The organism is Bacteroides sp. GD17 (assembly GCF_038448625.1).
In the GTDB taxonomy this organism is placed as follows: domain Bacteria; phylum Bacteroidota; class Bacteroidia; order Bacteroidales; family Bacteroidaceae; genus Bacteroides.
On record NZ_JBCEZS010000003.1, the window covers coordinates 359,295 to 380,615 of the forward strand.

Annotated in this window: 13 protein-coding genes; 7 read left to right on the forward strand and 6 right to left on the reverse strand. The window is 46.9% G+C overall.

Annotated elements, in window-relative coordinates; genetic code table 11:
• Nucleotides 1-45 precede the first annotated feature (45 nt).
• Together AAE250_RS06975 and rpsA are read right to left on the reverse strand one after the other, a co-directional pair.
• On the reverse strand, nt 46-960 hold the full coding sequence (locus AAE250_RS06975; RefSeq protein ID WP_294598702.1) for a ribonuclease Z: 915 nt from the start codon (nt 958-960) through the stop codon (nt 46-48).
• 93 nt (nt 961-1,053) lie between these two features.
• Nucleotides 1,054-2,850 carry a 30S ribosomal protein S1 gene (gene rpsA / locus AAE250_RS06980; protein WP_294598705.1) on the reverse strand — a complete coding sequence of 599 codons (1,797 nt, stop codon included), beginning with the start codon at nt 2,848-2,850 and terminating at the stop codon, nt 1,054-1,056.
• Between the two features lie 435 nt (nt 2,851-3,285).
• On the opposite strand from rpsA, the gene AAE250_RS06985 reads away from it, so the two are divergent.
• The 4 genes from AAE250_RS06985 (at nt 3,286) to AAE250_RS07000 (ending at nt 10,409) form a co-directional block, all read left to right on the forward strand.
• Nucleotides 3,286-6,246: a SusC/RagA family TonB-linked outer membrane protein gene (locus tag AAE250_RS06985; protein WP_294598708.1), complete on the forward strand. Its 2,961-nt coding sequence runs from the start codon at nt 3,286-3,288 to the stop codon at nt 6,244-6,246.
• Between the two features lie 13 nt (nt 6,247-6,259).
• Nucleotides 6,260-7,780, forward strand: a complete 1,521-nt coding sequence (locus AAE250_RS06990; RefSeq protein ID WP_294598710.1) for a RagB/SusD family nutrient uptake outer membrane protein — start codon at nt 6,260-6,262, stop codon at nt 7,778-7,780.
• A 106-nt stretch (nt 7,781-7,886) separates the two neighbouring features.
• Nucleotides 7,887-9,557 (forward strand): DUF6377 domain-containing protein, encoded by a 1,671-nt coding sequence (locus AAE250_RS06995; RefSeq protein WP_294598713.1) that lies wholly within the window; start codon nt 7,887-7,889, stop codon nt 9,555-9,557.
• A 27-nt stretch (nt 9,558-9,584) separates the two neighbouring features.
• The gene (locus AAE250_RS07000; protein WP_294598715.1) at nt 9,585-10,409 is read left to right on the forward strand and encodes an alpha/beta hydrolase; all 825 of its coding nucleotides are present in this window, start codon (nt 9,585-9,587) and stop codon (nt 10,407-10,409) included.
• 3 nt (nt 10,410-10,412) lie between these two features.
• On the opposite strand, the gene coaW is transcribed toward AAE250_RS07000, so the two are convergent.
• Together coaW and AAE250_RS07010 are read right to left on the reverse strand one after the other, a co-directional pair.
• Nucleotides 10,413-11,237: a type II pantothenate kinase gene (coaW, locus tag AAE250_RS07005; RefSeq protein ID WP_294598718.1), complete on the reverse strand. Its 825-nt coding sequence runs from the start codon at nt 11,235-11,237 to the stop codon at nt 10,413-10,415.
• 252 nt (nt 11,238-11,489) lie between these two features.
• A complete protein-coding gene (locus AAE250_RS07010; protein ID WP_294598721.1) occupies nt 11,490-13,790 on the reverse strand; it encodes a DUF5686 family protein in 2,301 nt (766 codons plus the stop codon).
• 241 nt (nt 13,791-14,031) lie between these two features.
• On the opposite strand from AAE250_RS07010, the gene AAE250_RS07015 reads away from it, so the two are divergent.
• From AAE250_RS07015 to AAE250_RS07025, 3 genes are all read left to right on the forward strand, one after another.
• Nucleotides 14,032-16,221 (forward strand): glutamine synthetase III family protein, encoded by a 2,190-nt coding sequence (locus AAE250_RS07015; protein WP_294598724.1) that lies wholly within the window; start codon nt 14,032-14,034, stop codon nt 16,219-16,221.
• A gap of 210 nt (nt 16,222-16,431) precedes the next feature.
• Nucleotides 16,432-17,133, forward strand: a complete 702-nt coding sequence (locus AAE250_RS07020; RefSeq protein ID WP_294598728.1) for a Crp/Fnr family transcriptional regulator — start codon at nt 16,432-16,434, stop codon at nt 17,131-17,133.
• Nucleotides 17,134-17,228: 95 nt separating this feature from the next.
• Entirely contained in the window at nt 17,229-19,664 is a 2,436-nt protein-coding gene (locus tag AAE250_RS07025) for a glycoside hydrolase family 20 protein (RefSeq protein WP_294598731.1), read from the forward strand.
• A 47-nt stretch (nt 19,665-19,711) separates the two neighbouring features.
• On the opposite strand, the gene trxB is transcribed toward AAE250_RS07025, so the two are convergent.
• Entirely contained in the window at nt 19,712-20,659 is a 948-nt protein-coding gene (gene trxB, locus AAE250_RS07030; protein WP_294598735.1) for a thioredoxin-disulfide reductase, read from the reverse strand.
• Between the two features lie 23 nt (nt 20,660-20,682).
• Nucleotides 20,683-21,315, reverse strand: coding sequence for a LolA-like putative outer membrane lipoprotein chaperone (locus AAE250_RS07035; RefSeq protein ID WP_446715733.1), 633 nt, complete (start codon nt 21,313-21,315; stop codon nt 20,683-20,685).
• Between the last annotated feature and the right edge of the window lie 6 nt (nt 21,316-21,321).

Sequence of the window (21,321 nt, forward strand, 5' to 3'; positions counted from 1 at the left end):
TTCGCATTTGTTTGTTTAGACTGACAAAGATAGCAAAAGTTTAATTCATACTGACATACAAAGCGTTTCTTTAGCAAGCTGGGTATCGGAAAAAATGGCCGATGCTTCTTGCAACAATACGTTTTCATCTTCATAACGCGCCGAGAAATGGCCGATCAGCAGTTTCTTTACTTCTGCACTCCTGGCTATTTCGGCAGCTTGCGCAGCTGTCGTATGGAATGTTTCTTTGGCGCGTGGTGCATCTTCATTGGCAAAAGTCGCCTCATGGAAAAGCAGGTCGACACCCTTTATCTGCTCCACAATAGAAGGCATGTAAATGGTATCGGAACAATAGGCATAGCTACGGGGCGGTGCAGAAGGACGGGTCAAGAGCGTATTCGCAATGATATCTCCTTCAGGGGTTATATAGTCGGCACCGTTCTTTATGCGGTTCAGTTCATACGTCGGCACTTGGTAGAAATCGATCATCTCACGGATAATATGGTTAGGACGTTGCTTTTCGGCAAACAGAAAACCGCAACATGGCATGCGATGCCGTAAAGGGATAGTGGTCACCGTCAACGAACGGTCTTCGTAAATCACCGCCGGTTCTTTCGTCTCGAATTCATGAAAAAGCACTTTATACGTCATCTGCCGATTAAAGAAATCGAGCATCGGGGCGAGCAAAGCCTCCAGTCCCCAGGGAGAATGGATATGCAGTTCGGCAGTACGCCCCAGCAAGTTGAGCGTAGATATCAGTCCCAGCAACCCGAAACAATGGTCACCATGCAGATGCGAGATGAAGATATGATTCAGTCTCGAAAACTTGAGGCGGGATTTGCGGAACTGCAACTGTGCCCCCTCACCACAATCAATCATAAACAATTTATCGCGCACATTCACCACTTGCGAAGTAGGGAAATGCCGGGTAGTGGGTAGTGCCGATCCACACCCGAGAATATGTAGTTCAAATTTCTCCATGATGATGCAAAGGAACACAAATTACGCAAATTACACAAAAGAAAGGCGCTTGTTTTCACAAGCGCCTTACCTTATTTATATATAGAAAGCTGATTATTTCTTTCCGGCTTCCATCTGCTCTTTCAAAGCAGCCAAAGCATCGATGTCACCCAAAGTAGTAGAAGCAGCCTGGTTTTGGATTGCAGGAGCAGCCTCTTCTCTCTTGTTACCGGTAGTCTTCTTGGCAGCCTTCTTCTCAGCTCTTTCTTCTGCTTTTGCAGCATCTTCGAAGATACGGCTGTGAGAAAGGATGATACGCTTAGCGTCCTTGTTGAACTCGATAACCTTGAATTCCAATTTCTCGTCCATCTGAGCCTGTGAGCCGTCTTCCTTAACGAGGTGTTTCGGAGTAGCGAAACCTTCTACGCCATAAGGCAGAGCAACAACAGCACCCTTATCCAGCATTTCGATGATAGTACCTTCGTGTACTGAACCTACTGTAAATACAGTTTCGAATACATCCCAGGGATTCTCTTCGAGTTGCTTGTGACCAAGGCTCAAGCGACGGTTTTCCTTGTCGATTTCCAAAACCTGTACGTCGATGTCGGCACCAATCTGAGTGAATTCAGAAGGATGTTTAACTTTCTTCGTCCAAGACAGGTCAGAGATATGGATCAAGCCGTCAACGCCTTCTTCGATTTCTACGAATACACCGAAGTTAGTGAAGTTACGAACCTTAGCAGTGTGCTTGCTTCCGATAGGATATTTCTCTTCGATAGTTTCCCAAGGATCAGCTTTCAGCTGCTTGATACCGAGAGACATCTTACGTTCTTCACGATCCAGAGTCAGAACTACAGCTTCTACTTCGTCACCTACCTTCATGAAGTCTTGTGCAGAACGCAAGTGCTGGCTCCAAGACATTTCAGATACGTGGATCAGACCTTCAACACCCGGAGCGATTTCGATGAATGCACCGTAGTCAGCCATAACGACTACTCTACCCTTCACGTGGTCACCCACCTTCAGGTTAGTGTCGAGAGCATCCCAAGGATGAGGAGTAAGTTGTTTCAGACCCAGAGCGATACGCTTCTTCTCGTCGTCGAAATCAAGGATAACAACGTTGAGTTTCTGGTCGAGTTCAACCACCTCTTTCGGATCGCTAACGCGGCCCCAAGAAAGGTCGGTGATGTGAATCAAACCGTCTACGCCACCCAGGTCGATAAATACACCATAGGAAGTGATATTCTTAACGGTACCTTCAAGGACTTGTCCTTTTTCGAGCTTACCGATAATTTCTTTCTTCTGTTGTTCCAGTTCAGCTTCGATAAGAGCCTTGTGAGAAACAACCACATTCTTGAATTCCTGGTTGATCTTAACAACCTTGAATTCCATAGTTTTGCCAACGAATACATCGTAATCGCGGATAGGCTTCACGTCGATCTGAGAACCCGGCAAGAAAGCTTCGATACCGAATACGTCTACGATCATACCACCCTTCGTGCGGCACTTGATGTAACCCTTGATAATTTCTTCGTTTTCCAAAGCAGCATTTACGCGATCCCAAGAACGAGTAGCGCGGGCTTTGCGGTGAGACAGAACGAGCTGTCCTTTTTTGTCTTCCTGATTTTCGATGTATACTTCTACCGTATCACCTACTTTCAGTTCCGGATTGTAACGGAATTCACTCATCGGAATGATACCGTCTGATTTGTAACCGATGTTCACAACTACTTCACGCTTGTTCATTGCAATTACGGTTCCGTCAACTACCTCGCGGTCGTTAACTTTGTTCAGCGTATCGTCATACGCCTTTTCCAAGTCTTCGTGACTTGCACTTGCTACGGATTCACCGTTCTCATAAGCATCCCAGTTGAAGTCTTCAATAGGAGCTACATTCTTCAAATTTTCCATTAATAAATAAATTGTTTAACTCGTTAATTAAGTGAGACTTTATATTGACTCTTTAAAATCGGCGGCAAAGATAGGAGTATTTTCTTGAACTACAAAAAAATAGACAGATAAAAGTTGCCCTATTATAATGGATAGAACAAGGCATTTTATCACGAAAAAACATCTTGATAAGACATGTAATAAGGTATAAAAACACCCTAAATCTCCACTTTTTTCCTTTTACCAACCTATATTCCATCCACTTTTTACAGAGTAGGCATGTTTGAATTACAATCTATATATCAACTACTTATATATTTATACCTAACAAAAAAGTCCACTTCGAAGTCTTGTTTCAAAACAAGCAATATACAATTGCCATACATTTGCACAGCTGAAGTCCCAAAGAGACAAAGCCGAAAGAACATTCAATATTAACTTTAAAATTTGATACGTATGAAAGGACAAAGAATTCGATTTCTTTTTTCGCTATTGATGCTATTCTTATCAATGAGTGCCTTTGCACAGCAAATCACTGTCAGCGGGAAGGTAACAGACTCTGACCAGGAACCCATTATTGGAGCTTCCGTTATAGAAAAAGGAACAAGTAACGGCATGATTACAGACATGGACGGAAACTTCAGTCTGAAAACCTCTCCCAATGCCACCATTACCATATCTTATATCGGATATCAGACGGTAGAAGTAAAAGCTACAGAAAAACCGTTGAGGATTGTATTGAAAGACGACTCCGAACTTCTGGACGAAGTAATAGTCATCGGTTATGGTACCATGCAAAAGAAAGACGTGACTACGTCGGTTGCAACTGTCTCCACCAAAGAACTGAACCAGCGTCCCATCATCTCCACCGGCGCCGCCTTGCAAGGTAAAGCGGCAGGTGTACAAATCACGCAACCCAACGGGCTTCCCGGACAGGAAATGGTGATCCGTGTACGGGGTAACTCCTCCATCAGCGCCAGCAACGACCCGCTGTATGTAGTAGACGGTGTGCCGATGACCGACATCAGCTATCTGTCACCGAACGACATTGAGTCCATGCAAATTCTGAAAGATGCTTCCTCTGCAGCCATCTACGGTTCGCGTGCAGCCAATGGCGTCGTGCTGATCACCACCAAGAGTGGTGCCAAAGGAGAAGCCAAGATCGCCTTCAACACATTCGTCGGTTTTTCGGATGTCATCAAGAGCATGAAGTCATTGAACCACGCGCAATATAAGGAACTTATGGACGAAACCGGAGCCATCAACCTGCCGGACGGACTGAAGGATGAAACCGACTGGTTCAAGGAGACTTTTACAACCGGTGTCAATCAAAACTATCAGTTGTCTTTCTCCAATGGAAACGACAAAATGAGATACTTCATTTCCGGTGGTTACACCCAGGACGACGGAGTTATCAAAGTAGCTTTCTATAAAAGATATAATTTCCGTGCCAATCTGGAGAACCAGATCAGAAACTGGTTCAAGTTATCGTCCAGCGTAGCCTATTCCGATTACAGCAGCAACGGAATCATCTCTGGACAAGGCGCCAACCGTGCCGGTGTGGTTTTATCAGTAATCAACACCCCCACTTATGCCAAAATCTGGGATGAAGAAAACCCGGGACAATATTACAACAACTTCTACGGTGCCAACGTTACCCACCCGGTTTCCAACATGTCGCGTTCTGCCGATAATGAGACCAAAAACAACCGCTTGCTGGGCAATGTTTCCGGCGAAATCACCTTCGCCCCCTTCCTGAAGTTCAAATCCTCTTTTGCCATCGACAGAAAGAGTTATCATTACACTTCTTTCCTCGATCCGAAAAAGACTTCTTACGGTCGCGAACAATTCGGAACAGCTTCCGACAACCGTTCACAAAGCACCGTGCTGGTATTTGACAATACGCTGTCCTTCGACAAGAAATTCAACAAGCACTCACTTTCTGCAGTAGGGGTAAGTTCCTATACCACTTCGGATTACACTAATTCTTACCAAAGTGCCTCCCACTTCTTCTCTTCCGACCTTCATACTCTGAACGCCGGGAATAAGGTTTCTCAAGGCAATGGTACAAATGCTTCCCAATGGGCCATCATGTCCTATGCCTTCCGTGCCGCCTACAATTACGACAGCAAGTACATGCTTACCGCCAATATGCGTGCGGACGGTTCCTCCAAACTGGCTCCCGGAAACCGTTGGGGTGTATTTCCTTCTGTTTCTGCCGGATGGCGCGTGTCTTCCGAAAAGTTCATGCAAAGCCTCCGTTGGATTAACGACTTGAAGATACGTGGTGGTTGGGGACAGACCGGTAACCAATCCGGCATCGGCGACTACGCATACCTCCAACTCTACAACATCACCAGACAGAACTGGTGGGAAGAAGGAAAAGCCAATGCCATGGTTACCCTCAGCCCTGCCAACATGCCCAATCGCGACCTGACTTGGGAAACCACCACGCAGACCAACATCGGTATCGACCTGAGCGTACTCGACAACCGCCTTCAGTTTACTGCCGACGCTTACTACAAGCACACCACCAACCTGCTGATGGATGTTCCCCTGCCATCTACCGCTTCCGTATCATCCGTAACCCGGAATGAAGGTGAAATGAGCAACAAGGGATTAGAGTTCTCCGTCAGTTCCAAAAACTTTGTCGGCCCATTCAAATGGGACACGGACTTCAACATCTCCTTCAACCGCAACAAAGTAACCAAACTGAGCCTGCAAAAGACATATTACTACGGACAGACTTCCGAATCGACCAACGAAAAGGTAGTCCGCATGACCGAAGGCAAACCTTTGGGTATGTTCTGGGGATATATCTGTGACGGCGTCGATCCTCAAACTGGCGACATCATCTATCGCGATATTGACAAGAGCGGCCACATCACTCCCAGTGACAAGACCTACATCGGTGATCCGAATCCTGACTTTACATTCGGACTGACGAATAACTTCTCTTACAAAGGTATCGGCCTGAACATCTTCCTCACCGGTTCGGTAGGCAACGACATCTACAATGCTTCACGCATTGAGACGGAAGGTATGTACAGTTCCAGAAACCAGTCGACAGAAGTCCTCAGACGTTGGAGAAAGCCGGGCGACATCACAGACATGCCAAGAGCCCTGATAGGTACCGAAAATGTAAAAGCATCCAGCCGTTGGATTGAAGATGGCTCCTATCTGAGAGTAAAGAACATTACTCTTTCTTACGAGTTCCCGACACAAATGCTGAAGAAAATCTTCCTGAACCGACTGCAGGTATATGCCTCGGCACAAAACCTGATAACTTTCACCGGTTATAAGGGTTTCGACCCGGAAGTAAACCAATTCGGTAACAGCGCCACCGTACAGGGCATAGACTGGGGTACCTACCCGCAAGTAAAAACATTTGTATTCGGTTTAAATGTTGAATTCTAAAAAAACATCCAATATGAAAAAGATAGTAACAAGTATTTTGTATGCGGCAATATGCATCTCTTACACAGCATGTGATTTAGAGAAAGACCCGGTTTCTTCGTTCAGCGAAATAACCATTGCCAAAGACACAGAAGATAATGACATCAAGTTTGCCACAAAGGAAGAAATGGAGACGCAGTACAATGCCATGTACAAGCTCATCAGCGGTTCGGCACAGCAGGAATGGACACTGGACCTGACCGTGTTTACCGACACCCACTCCGACAATGCCTACAGTGGCGGTTCCAGCAACAATCTGGTGACGTTGGAAAGCATGCGCCAAGATGCAGACAACACCGTCATTGCCAGAAGTTGGGACAAATACCTGAGCTACATCAGCACCGCCAACATCATCATTTCCAATGTCGACAAAGTGCCCGATGCCTCTCTGACCCAAGCAGAGCGCAACCGCTGGAAAGCCGAAGCCAAGATTTTCAGAGCCTGGATACTGTTCGACATGGTCCGCCTCTGGGGAGACATACCGGTACAAACCCAGGAAACACCTGAAATTACCGCCGAAAACGTAGAGGAAATCTATCCGTTACTATATCCGGCAAGAAAGCCTGTGAGCGAAGTCTACGAACAAATCATCCAAGACCTCAACGAAGCCCTGCCCGATGCCCCGAAAGTACAGACCGACAATAAGTTCTTCTTGTCCGCTTCCGTAGCCAAAGCACTCCTGGCAAAAGTTTATGCAGAGATACCGGCAAGAGACTATGCCAAAGTCATCGAATACTGCAACCAGGTAGAAGCCGACGGCTTTGACCTGATGCCGGAATACTCCGACCTGTTTGCCACCAACGATGCCAAGACTGACGTGCGCTACCGCAACACCAAGGAATCCATCTTCGAGATAACCTATACACCGGGAAGCGGACAGTGGCTTTGGTCTATGTACGGCGTCAATGAACTGAATCCGACCTCTACTTACAACTGGGCCAAGTACCTCACCCCGTCCAGAGACTTGATACGCGCTTTCGAAAAGGAAGGAGATAAAGTCAGAATGGGAGAATCCATGATTTTTGCCAAGCCCTCCTGGACCAACCATTATAAACAGGATGATCCCTATTTCTATCCTTTCATGTACAAGCTGCGCAACAATGCCACCAGCATTATGAAAATCAGATTTGCCGACATCCTGCTGCTGAAAGCAGAAGCCCTGGTAGAACAGAACAACCTGCCGGAAGCAGCCAGAGTAGTGAACCGCGTCCGCAACCGCGCCAAGCTGAACGACCTGGCAGCAAGCATCACCTCCTCGCAAGAGCAAATGCGCAACGCCGTTGCCAACGAACGCCGCCTGGAACTGGCCTTTGAAGGACACCGCTGGTTCGACCTGGTGCGCACCGGAAAAGTACTGGAAACCATGAATACGCTTCAGAATCGGGATGAAGGCCGCCGCGTCATGGAAGAACTGACCGAAGAACGCGTACTATTCCCCGTACCCCAGGCACAGATTGATATCAACCCCAATCTGACGCAGAACCCGGGATACTAAATTTTAAGCATTCATAAAATGGAGATATTGGCTTGACAAGGATTTATATTCTGATTAAATTAGCTATTTTTGTAAGCATATTAACCTCTAACGAATCGTTATATCCATGAAAACCATTATCTCCATTTTCTGTTTTCTTTTCACAGCATCAGTCTCTTACGGCATGCCAAGTGAGAATTTGGATTCTCTCTATAAAGTGCTGGACCAGACTATTGAGAAAAGCTACATATACAGTGAAATACGGGAAAACAGAATCAATTATATCAAAACTGAATTAGCAGCCGTCACCGACGATTTGGAGGAAAGATATACGCTGAATAAAGAATTGGCTTTTGAATACAAAGGCTACATGTACGATTCGTGCCTGCACTATATGAACGAGAACCTGAAAATAGCAACCGAACACCGTCTGCAGAAATCAATAGACGAGAGCCGTATACACCTCTCCTACTTTCTGACGCTTGCCGGACTTTACAAAGAGTCGGTCGATGTGCTGGACTTGATAAACCGGACGACTTTATCCCCCGACTTAGTGACCGACTATTATCTGGCCTACGACCGTTCCTACGGAGAACTGGCTTACTATACCAACAGTACAGTCAGCTATCTCTTCTCATATCGTGAAAAGTCAAATGCATACAAGGATTCTTTATTTGCCACACTTCCCACTGAATCAATGGCATATCTCAACCTGAAAGAGAATGACCTGCGGGGAAAGAAACTGTATAAGGAAGCGCTGGAAGTCAATAACGAACGACTGAAGAAAGTGGCAAAGAATACCCCTGAATACTCACTCATCACTTACTACCGCGCCATCGACTACCGTGGACTCAAGAATATTGAGCAAGCCAAGTTCTGGCTTACCGAGTCCTCCATATCCGACATCAAAGCAGCCGTAAAAGACCATGCTTCCCTATGGATGCTGGCAGGAATATTATGCGATGAAGGAGATATCGGGCGGGCTCATAAGTACATCCGCTTTTCCAGGCAAGAAGTCAAAACGTACAATTCTAAAAGACGCAACCAGCAAAGTTCCGCAACCCTGTCCATAATCAACGACAATTACCAGGAGCAGATCAGAGACAGCAATCAGCAGCTGACCCTCTACCTAGTCCTGATCAGTATCTTAACGTTGCTTATGGCAGCCTCAGTTGTGTACGTCAACCATCAGCGGAAAAAATTGTCGAAGGCAAGAAACCTGCTGAAAGAGACCAATGACAAACTGATAAAGCTGAATGTAGAACTTCGCAACGTAAACCACAATTTGGACGACACGAATAAAAAGCTGTCGGAAGCCAATGCCCGCCTGCTGGAAAGTAATCAGATAAAAGAAGAATACATCGGGCGCTTCCTGGGTTTATGTTCCCTCTACATCGACAAGCTGGATAATTTCCGGAAAACCATAAGCAAAAAAATCAGCAACAACCAGATAGGAGACGTATTGAAGTTGACCAAGTCTTTGGAATTCAGGGAAAAAGAATTGAGCGAGCTATACAGCAATTTCGACAGTGCTTTTCTGCATTTATTCCCCAACTTCATCATAGAGTTCAACACCCTGCTGAGAGAAGACGAACAAATCGTTCTTTCCGGCGATGAGATTCTGAACACAGAACTCAGAATATTCGCACTTATCCGCCTGGGAATAGACGACAGTTCCAAGATTGCAGACTTCCTGCATTACTCACCCAACACGATATACAACTATCGTGCACGTGTAAAAAACAAATCGCGCATCCCGCGTGAGGAGTTTGAAGAGAGAATAAAACACATCGGATAATCCATTTAATATTATAATTTAGAAACAATGAAACAGATCGTTACATGCATTTTTATCATTTTACAGACTCTATTATGTTATAGTCAGAATCCAAAAGCCGCAGGCGAGTATCGCATCCAGAAAGACATTTCCTACCTCCACCCCGGAGAGACCGATGCCTACAAGCAGGAGCGTTGCAAACTCGACATCTGCTATCCCACCGACAAGAAAGACTTTGCCACCCTTGTATGGTTTCACGGCGGCGGACTGGAAGCCGGAGAAAAACACTTCCCCAAAGAGCTCATGAAGCAGGGATATGCCGTGATAGCCGTCAATTACCGCCTCAGTCCGCGTGCCACGAATCCGGCTTACACGGAAGATGCGGCCGAAGCCGTTGCCTGGACTTTCGAGAACATCGGGAAGTTTGGTGGAAGTAAAGATAAGATATACATTGCAGGACACTCTGCCGGAGGCTATCTCTGCCTGATGCTCAACCTGGACAAAAGTTATTTAGCCAAATGGGGCGTGGATGCCAATAAGCTGGCAGGCGCTTTCCCCATCAGCGGACAAACCACAACTCATTATACCATCCGCAAAGAGCGCGGATTACCATCCGATGTACCTATTATAGATAAGTATGCTCCTTCTAACAACGTTCGGAAAGACGCCTCTCCCATGATACTCATCACCGGAGACAAAGACCTGGAGATGCTGGCACGTTACGAAGAGAACGCACACTTGTATGCACTGCTCAAAGCATTGGGACAAGACGTCACTCTCTATCAGATGGAAGGCTTTGACCACGGTGCCGTAGCTGCGCCTGCATGCATCCTGATTAACAGACGGATGAAAGAACTGATAAAGGAAAAATAAGATTTATTTCTCCTTTATATATGCCAACGCCGCCCCTATCGCCGTTCTATATTCGGCATAGGGCGGTATGTGGAAATGCACATTATAAATATTCTCCATTTTAGGAAAAACCTCCCGGCACTGCGGAAGCTGTGTCAGATTGCCTATCAGAACAAAATCCCGGATAGGACTATTCAAAGCCGAAAGTACGGCAGCTCCCCCTATTGTTTGAAGAACGGTATATATGATACCGCCGGCTATATCCTCCTGCGAAGCATTACTATCAGCCTTTCCAAACAAAGAAGCTGTTGCACTGACCGGCAAATCCGGTATAGCCGTATTGCAGATATCACCGATTTGCAAGTTGACGCGGGTCACGTCTCCTTTCTCTGCCAGCGCCGCCACCTGATGAATATCATGCGTTTTCAGCAGCAGTCGCGAAAGTCCTTGCAGCGTTCCTCCGCCGATGCCCAATCCTCCGATATGCTGTATATTATCTCCGTCGATCTTCACGAAAGAAGTGCCCGTACCCATGCTGACAACAATCAGCCGGTCTATATCCGTAGCATGACGCGCTCCCAAACCGTTGGCTATAAACTCATCGGCCTTGCGGGTAGGCAGCCCGTACAGAGGGCTATCTACAAAAGCACTTCCCACTCCCGTCAGCATCACCTGCTCCACGTCGGAGAGCTGGATACCATTATCATAAATATACTTGCCGAAGGCTCCAAACAGAGAAGTCACCGGGTCGGCGGCAGTAATAAACATGGGGGACTGTATCTCCTCCCCATCGATTCCAACGATTTTCGTGGTACTTCCACCAACATCTATTCCTATTACAATACCCATAGTTTCAAGTAATTTGCGGCAAAGGTACAAAAATAGTAATTACATGCTTTATAAAGTATGGTTCACTTCTACTAAAAGTTTCTACAGACGTAGCGCAATCTTAGAATCAAAGCTTTATTCTTAAGAATAAAGGCTTGATTCGTAAGAATAAAGCTTTGATTCGTAGGAATACAACCTTTATTCTAACTTTGCGTAGTAACAAGACATAGTTCTCCCGCCAAGGAAAATAAGTTTGAAAGGCAGGTGAAAGAATTACCTATTGAACAGCTCGAAAGTAAACTTACAGCCTATTTCCTGGTACTTCCAATTGGCGAAACTGGCAAACAAACCGAAGTCGAAGATATGCGTACCGATGCCGTAGCCCAACTCCAGATAAGGCTTCAAGTGAGGAACAACTAATGCATTCAGATACAAACGCTCATTCAGAACGTACTGGGTATATTTCATCAGATGGGGAAGAATCAGAAAAGGCGCTTCGTACGTGAGATGGCCGCGCAAGTACTTGCGGGAAGAGTTGTACCAGCGTCCGTCGAGCAATTGGAACACACCGCCTATTTCGTCATTCCACCCCATGGGAAGATTGGAACGGGTAAGGTTGGCAAAATCCACGAAATACAGTTCTTTCTGATTCGTAAACTGTCCCCAGCCCAAACGGAAATAGATGTCGCGCATCAAACCCAAAGGAATCGTATGCTGCAAGTCCAGTTCAATACGCTCGTACGAACCGCTACTTTGCAACACGCCTTTGATTCCACGCTCCCAATCTACCGAGACTGTGGGATATTTGGAATAAAGATTTATTTTTCGCTCCCCGTTCATATAGTAATACTGTCCCGGAGTCCAGGACAGACGGATGCGAGGGGCAAAACTATTATAGGTGTGCCGAAACTTATTCAGAATACTCGGATCGAAGTTGGGGAAAAGCGGTGAACCGCCGGATGCTGCCCTCGTAGCCGACTTTACGGGCGGCATAGTGGGAAAATTCATAATAAACTTGGAGCGGTTGACTTCCGTACGCCTGTGCATGGACACACCCACATCGAGCGACAAACCGTTTACGATCTCCCAACTGTGACGCACGTTCAAATACAAGTCTTTGAAATAATCGAGGTGGATCTGATTGAAGTCGAAAAGGCTGTCCGGAATGGCCTTCAAATCGTCCAGCACATCACTGCTATAGATGCGGTTACCATTACCAAAGTCCACATGAAAAGCTGCCCGCTTACGAGGCCAGTAATCAAAATCGGATCTTACACGCCAATAGAATTCATTCTCTTTAAAGTTGTAACCTACCCTCGGAACGATACGCAACAGGCGGTCGCCCGTAAAAAGGCGGTTGTACTTAAACTCTTGCCGGTACGAAAAGCCATGCTTTCCGCTATAACTTAACAAAAACGGATTGATAAGCGGAGAACAGCGCACACTGCCCATCTTGGCAAGGTCTACGGTATATCGGCTGATCAGGGCATCGCCCAGCTGTCCCCAGAATTCCAGCCTTTCATTCACAGGCTTCCGCTTCCTGGCAAGTGTATCTCGACGCAAGAAGTAGTCTTGATACAACGTTTGCTCATGCGGCGACAAAGGTATGGGGCGCAGGGCATTGAAGTACGTCGTATCCCGTTGGTAAGTATTCGTATCGGTACGCAGGGTGTACGACTCGGACAAATCGTATTTACTTTTCGTCTTCGGTTTCCGGGCACTCGCAGGAAGCTTCTGCATAATATTCTTATAGTCGAGCACCGCCTCGTAACTGCCATCTATCACATTGCCCAGAAAGCGGAAAGTAGCCTCAACATCATATTGCTTCGGAAGGAACTCATCTGCCTCACCCACTTCGCCCATCTTCACCAGGTTGTTGAAGCGCACCACCTCGGAACTTCCTGCAAAACGCATTTCGCGCACACTCCACACATTGTCGCTCACCACCATATATCCGCCCACCAGCTGGAAACTTTTAGTTTTCGGTATAAAGCGTATCTTAAATTGCAGATTATGACGGTCGCCCATCACCGTATCAATGCGATACGTATAGTATTTTTGGGCATTAGAAGCTAATGGCGAAAGTAACTTGTCATGCAATAAGGTAGAAGAGTAGATGTTGATATGGAAATATTCGGGCAGCCGCCCGTCCAGTTCCCAAAACTCGGAAGCAGTGCCGACACTTGCTTTGACCTTCTGGTCGTAGATGTTCGGAGCCGTGAAATGCAGGTCGCTGTATGTCTCCATCATGTATTCCCTGACGCCCTTTTTGGGGCGGAACATGGAGGGAATATAACGCAGGATATGATTCTTTTTGCGGATATTTACCCAACCTTTTATATAGAGTTCGGCCTTGTAGCTTTCCACAATACGCTCATAGAGAGGGGCAAAGAAGATCACCTTTGCCATAATGGAATCTGCCGAACGCGTCCAGTGGTCAGCAGGATAAGCAGCCGGCACAGCCTTTACTTTCTGCAAGCCCGAAAGTAAGATGCAAATGCTAATCCATATAAATAATAAACGTTTCAAGCGCAATATCTCCTTATAGATAGGGGCAAATATAGAAAAAAACATGTGTTTTCGCAGCTTACAACCGACTTATGTTTTACAATATTTGTTTTTATTCATCATTTCTTAAATACCGCGTTCTCCGTTCACATCTATATTTTATCTCTTTTTCCGGGAACACCCACCAATTTCAAGGGGTATATCCCCAAAAAACATATTATTTTTCAAGAATACCCCCTAAAAACAAGGGGTAGTTCAGAAAAAACATGTATTTTTGCAGCCGACAACCAACAAATTACAGACAAGTATGTCAAAAATAAGATTTTTTGCTTTGCAGGAGCTCGCCAATCGGCGTCCTTTGGAAGTTACTATTCCTTCAAACAAATTGTCCGACTACTACGGTAGCCATGTGTTCAACCTCAAAAAGATGCAGGAATATCTGCCTAAGGAGGCTTATAAAGCCGTGACAGATGCCATAGACAAAGGTACTCCCATCAACCGGGAAATGGCCGACCTGATAGCCAACGGCATGAAGAGTTGGGCAAAATCCCTCAACGTGACCCATTACACCCACTGGTTCCAGCCCCTGACGGACGGAACTGCCGAGAAACACGATGGATTCATCGAATTCGGCGAAGGCGCGGAAGTCATCGAACGCTTTTCCGGCAAGTTGCTTGTGCAGCAGGAACCGGATGCTTCTTCTTTCCCGAACGGCGGTATCAGAAATACCTTCGAGGCTCGCGGATATACGGCTTGGGATGTTTCGTCACCGGCTTTTGTGGTAGACACTACGCTTTGTATCCCCACCATCTTCATCTCTTATACCGGCGAAGCACTGGACTACAAAACTCCGCTGCTCAAAGCACTGGCTGCTGTGGATAAAGCCGCAACAGAGGTATGCCAGCTCTTCGACAAGAACATCACACGTGTATATACCAACCTGGGTTGGGAACAGGAATATTTCTTGGTAGACTCCGCCCTCTACAATGCCCGCCCGGACCTCTGCCTGACCGGACGCACCCTGATGGGGCATTCTTCGGCAAAGGACCAGCAACTGGAAGACCACTATTTCGGTTCTATCCCTCCGCGCGTCACTGCCTTTATGAAGGAGTTGGAAATAGAATGCCACAAACTGGGTATTCCGGTAAAAACGCGTCACAACGAGGTAGCTCCCAATCAATTTGAGTTAGCTCCCATCTTTGAGAACGCCAACCTTGCCAACGACCACAACCAGCTGGTCATGGACCTGATGAAACGCATCGCCCGCAAACACAACTTCGCCGTGCTGCTGCACGAGAAACCTTATAGCGGAGTAAACGGTTCGGGCAAGCACAACAACTGGTCGCTCTGTACCGACACCGGCGTCAACCTCTTTGCTCCGGGCAAGAATCCGAAAGGTAACATGCTGTTCCTTACTTTCCTGGTGAATGTGCTGATGATGGTTTATAAGAACCAAGACCTGCTCCGCGCCTCCATCGTCAGTGCCGGAAACAGCCACCGTCTGGGAGCCAACGAAGCACCGCCCGCCATACTGTCCATCTTCCTGGGCAAGCAGTTGTCCGCTATCCTCGACGAAATCACTCGCCAGGTGGGCAACAGCAAAATGACTGCCGAGGAAAAGACCACTCTCAAACTGGGCATCGGACGTATTCCCGAAATCTTGCTGGACACCACCGACCGCAACCGTACTTCTCCGTTTGCCTTCACCGGCAACCGTTTTGAATTCCGTGCCGCCGGTTCCTCTTCCAACTGTGCCGCTGCCATGATTGCCATCAATGCAGCGATGGCCAATCAGTTGAACGAATTCAAAGTCTCCATCGACAAGTTGATGGAAGAAGGTGTAGGCAAGGACGAAGCCATCTTCCGCATTCTGAAAGAAACAATCATTGCGTCCGAACCGATCCGTTTTGAAGGCGACGGCTACTCCGAACAATGGAAACAGGAAGCTGCCCGCCGCGGCCTGACCAACATCTGCCACGTGCCCGAAGCGCTGATGCACTATATGGACAACCAATCCCGTTCCGTCCTCATCGGCGAACGTATATTCAATGAAACAGAACTGGCTTGCCGCCTGGAAGTAGAACTGGAGAAATATACGATGAAGGTGCAGATAGAGAGCCGCGTATTGGGCGACCTTGCCATCAACCACATTGTGCCGACAGCTGTGATTTATCAGAACCGTTTGTTGGAGAATCTGCGCGGTTTACGCGAGACTTTCTCTCCCGAAGAATACGAAGAACTCAGCGCCGACCGCAAGGAACTCGTACGTGACATATCCCACCGGGTGACAGCCATCAAGACCCTGGTACGCGAGATGACCGAAGCCCGGAAAGTAGCCAATCACATGGAGCATTTCAAGGACAAGGCTTTTGCCTACGAAGAGACAGTACGCCCCTATCTGGACAACATCCGCGACCACATTGACCACCTCGAAATGGAAGTTGATGACGAGATATGGCCGCTGCCGAAGTATAGGGAGTTGCTGTTTGCAAAATGATAATCCACCTCATTTACAATGTACAAGTTACAATGTACAATTTATCCGTGCGGCATGATAGCGCAGCCAAATTGTACATTGTAAATTGTACATTGTAAATGTATAAGTTTCCATTTTCTCCCCCTCCTCCTGCATCTTTTTGTCACATTTGTGCAATATTTAATTTTTTCTTTTTACATTTGTGCTGTATAACACAGTTTTGCAGCATTTATGGTGAAAATAAACTTATCTGAAATAAATGTTCCGGAGTTGATAGCCGACATGTGGTCGCCTCTGAACGATGAACAGCGGGAGTTTCTCGCTAATCATTTCACGCTCCAGAATTACAAAAAGAATGAGATTATACATTGTGAAGGCGAGACGCCGACACACCTTATGTGTTTGTTAACTGGCAAGGTCAAAATTTACAAAGACGGTGTAGGCGGCCGAAGCCAAATTATCCGCATGATCAAGCCCGTTGAATATTTCGGTTATCGCGCTTACTTCGCCAAAGAAGACTATGTAACTGCTGCTGCTGCTTTCGAGCCTTCCGTCATCTGCCTTATCCCGATGACTGCCATCATGACTTTAGTCAGCCAAAACAACGATCTCGCCATGTTCTTCATCAAGCAACTGTCCGTTGATCTGGGCATTGCCGACGAACGTACTGTGAACCTGACGCAAAAACACATCCGTGGACGACTGGCCGAATCTCTGATTTTCCTGAAAGAAAGCTATGGTTTGGAAGAAGACAGCTCTACATTGAGCATTTACCTCTCTCGCGAAGACCTGGCCAATTTGTCGAATATGACAACCTCCAATGCCATCCGCACCCTGTCACAGTTCGCCACAGAACGATTAATCACCATTGACGGACGTAAAATCAAAATTATCGACGAAGAAAAGCTGAAAAAGATAAGCAAAATAGGATAAAGATAAACAAAAGCAGGATGACAATTAACAAGCCCCCACGCGTTAATTGAACTCCTTACCACTAATTAATTATTAACTTAACACACATTGAAACCATGAAGAAAGCATTAATGCTCTCTCTTTTAGTCGGTTTGTTGTTCACATCCCCAGGATGCCAACAAGCACTGAAAGAAACCGTGAACGAGTACAGTATCGTTCCTCTCCCCAACCAAATGGCTCCCCAAGAGGGACGTTTCCAACTGACAGACAAGGTATCCGTCGTAACTGCCGGTTGTACTCCAGAGGTACAAACTATTGCGGACAGCCTCATCACTCATCTGCGGAACGTTTCAGGCATCTCCCTGCAAACAGAACAAGCCGTTGCATCCTGCATCCGTTTCGTCACTGCCGAAGGTATGCCGAAAGAAGGATATAAACTCTCTGTCACCCCGGATGAAATTACGTTGACAGCCTCTCAACCGAATGGCTTCTACTATGGCGTGCAAACCATCTATCAGCTTCTCCCCCCTGCCATATACGGCAAGGAGCCGGCTAAGCGTGAAGACTGGTCACTGCCTGCCGTAGAGATAGAAGATGCTCCGCGTTTTCCATACCGCGGTCTGATGCTGGATGTTTGCCGTCATTTCTCCTCCCTCGACTACATCTATAAGTTTATCGACATGCTTGCCATGCATAAGATGAATACTTTCCACTGGCATTTGACGGATGACCAGGGCTGGCGCATCGAAATAAAGAAATATCCGAAGTTGATAGAAGTAGGCTCCAAACGCAAGGAAACCCTGGTAGACTATTACTTCACCAACTGGCCGCAAGTGTTCGACGGCAAAGAACATGGAGGTTACTATACGCAAGAGCAGATAAAGGATGTAGTAGCTTATGCTGCAAGCAAATACATTACGGTTATCCCTGAAATAGAAATGCCGGGACATGCCATAGCCGCCCTCGCCTCCTACCCCGAACTATCATGCAATCCGGACACGACCTACGACGTCACAGGCATCTGGGGAATATTCGAGCAAGTATACTGCCCCACAGAAAAGACTTTCGAATTCCTGGAAGGCGTATTGGATGAAGTTATAAAGCTCTTTCCCAGCTCCTACATCCACATCGGCGGTGACGAGTGCCCCAAGACCGCTTGGAAGAACTGCGCACACTGCCAGGGACTCATCAGGCAACTCGGCTTGAAGGACGACACCACTCCGAATGCCATCGACGGCAAGAAACATACCAAAGAAGAGAAATTGCAAAGTTACTTCGTAACCCGCATGGAGAAATACCTGAACAGCAAAGGGCGCAACATCATCGGATGGGATGAGATCCTGGAAGGCGGACTGGCACCCAATGCAACAGTCATGTCCTGGCGCGGCGTAGCCGGTGGGATAAATGCTGCAAAAGCAGGACACGATGCAATCATGGCACCCTCGCCATACGCTTATCTGGACCAGTATCAGGAAGAACCTTCCATAGCCCCTACTACCATCGGCGGCTATATCACCTTAAAAAAGGCATATAGCTACAACCCCGTTCCGGATGATGCAGACGAGACTTTGAAGCAGCATATCATCGGCGTACAAGGCAATATCTGGACTGAATACATGCAAAACGACGAACGTCGTGACTATCAAGCTTTTCCGCGCGCCGTTGCAATAGCAGAAAACGGATGGACACAGAACAGCAACAAGGATTTCAAGAACTTCTGTCAGCGCATGGTCAAGGATTTCGAACGTATGGATGTAATGGACGTAAAGGCATCCCGCAGCTTCTTCGACGCATCCATCAACACCCACGTATATAATGATACACTGAAAGCGGTGCTGGAATGTTTCTATCCCGATGCCGAAATCAGATATACAACGGACGGAAGTACTCCGACTGCAAAATCTGCATTATACAGCCAGCCTTTCACCTGGCAGGGAAATATCAACTTGAAAGCAGCTGCATTCAAAGAAGGCAAGATGTTGGGTAAGGTCATTGAAAAGCAACTTTACGGTAATCTGATTGCAGGAAAGCGTTACTCTACTACTCCACGCTGCGGATGGATGAACGGCGATATCTTCGGAGAAAATGATGTGTTGGGTGCAGACACTACGACATTAGGACTGACCAACGGAAAACGAGGAAACATCGCCTCCTTCACCCCCTGGGTATCTTTCAAGATAAACGAGAAGTGCAATAACGAACTCGTATTTACTGTCGATCTGGAAAAACCGACTACAATCAGTTCTGTCACTTTCGGCACACTTTACAACCCGGGATTCCGTGTCCTGCCGCCCAGTGCAGCCAGTGTAGAAATCTCGGCCGACGGCAAAGAATACCGTTCAATCGCCCAGGATTCATACACCCGTGATTATCCCGAACGGGGAAGGAAAGCATTTACTGATACATTGAAATTCAATCCGACCGAAGCACGTTATGTAAAGGTCATCTTGAAGAGTGGCGGTACTTTACGCAATGGAATAGATTGCCGTAAAGATTCACCGGAGGAGATTATCCCGTCGGATATATATGTAGATGAAATAGAGGTATATTAAGGTAAATGAAAGTCTGGCGGGGTTTCACCCCGCCAGACTTTCATTTACTAAATCAAGCACTTTGAAGAAAGATATCTCTCCGCCTCTATCGCTGCCTGACAACCTGTTCCGGCTGCCGTAATCGCCTGGCGATAATGAGGATCGGCCACATCTCCTGCAGCAAATACTCCCGGCACTTTGGTGCGCGGTGTACCCGGTTCGGTAAGGATATACCCGACTTCGTCCGTATCCAGATAAGGCTTGAAGATGTCCGAGTTCGGCTTATGACCGATAGCCAGGAAGAAACCGTCGATAGCTACATCATAGCGTTCTTCGTCCGGCTCACCCATACGCTTCACCAGGTGCACGCCTTCTACCCCGTTCTCTCCGAACAAACCTACGGCGTTGTGCTCAAACAACACCTCTATCTTATCATGCTTCATCACACGTTCCTGCATAATCTTGGAAGCACGAAGGAAAGGTTTGCGGACAATCAGATATACTTTGGAAGCCAGTCCGGCAAGGTAAACCGCCTCTTCGCAAGCAGTATCTCCACCACCTACCACGGCTACCGTCTTCTTGCGATAGAAGAAACCGTCGCAAGTAGCACAAGCACTGACGCCCATACCGGCATATTTCTTTTCATCATCCAATCCCAGATACTTGGCTGCAGCACCTGTAGCGATAATCAGTGTATCTGTCTCGATCACCTTCTCTTCATCAATCGTAATCTTATAAGGTGCCTGGCTAAGATCGGCTGCAGTGGCAATACCATTTCGCATATCTGCACCGAAACGCTCGGCCTGCTTACGCAGGTCTTCCATCAAGTCCGGACCGTTGATACCTTCGGGATAACCGGGGAAGTTCTCTACATCCGTAGTTGTTGTCAACTGACCACCAGGCTGCAAACCTGCATAAAGCACCGGTGAAAGATTGGCACGACCGGCATAGATAGCAGCTGTATAGCCAGCAGGACCCGAACCGATAATCAAACATTTTACTTTTTCTGTTTCCATATTCATTCCATTTATAATATTATTCATCTTAAATCAACTTCCTCAGCCGTAGGATAAGCCTTCTTGTCGAACACAAAAAAGCTATCGGAATAGTTCTGCCCGATCTGATAGGAGTTGATTGTCACAACAGCTGTATCTCCACCTCGCTGCGCCATACTGATACGTGAAGGACGGAAAGTATCTTTGTCTACATACAGAATGATGCACAACAAATCCTGCTTCCGGTCCGTAGCAGTCATCACAACTTCATAGAGAGATTTATTTCTGGCACTGTCACTCTTCCCCAACTTCAGCTTATACCCATGTTTATAAAGCGACAACAAAGCATAAGGATTGATGCTTTGCAACTCTTCGGGTGTCGGTTCTGAAATATTAACCTCATCACTCGAAGCGAGATAACTCCACTGCGTACGCCCGTCAAACCAGGTTATCACTCCGTCTGCCTCCAAACGGAACTTCTCTCCCTTCAGGCAGATAACACCGGTAGAGGAACCTTCGGACGTACGGACGGTAAAGGTAGCCTTCACGCCTCCCGCTTTCCGAAATGCTTCGGCTGTACGGTCCAATATATCTTTGGCATCCGGTTGCTGTGCCAGGATGGGCAAAGCAAAGGAAAGCATACACATACATATCAAAAAAGTGCTAATTCTCCGCATACATTA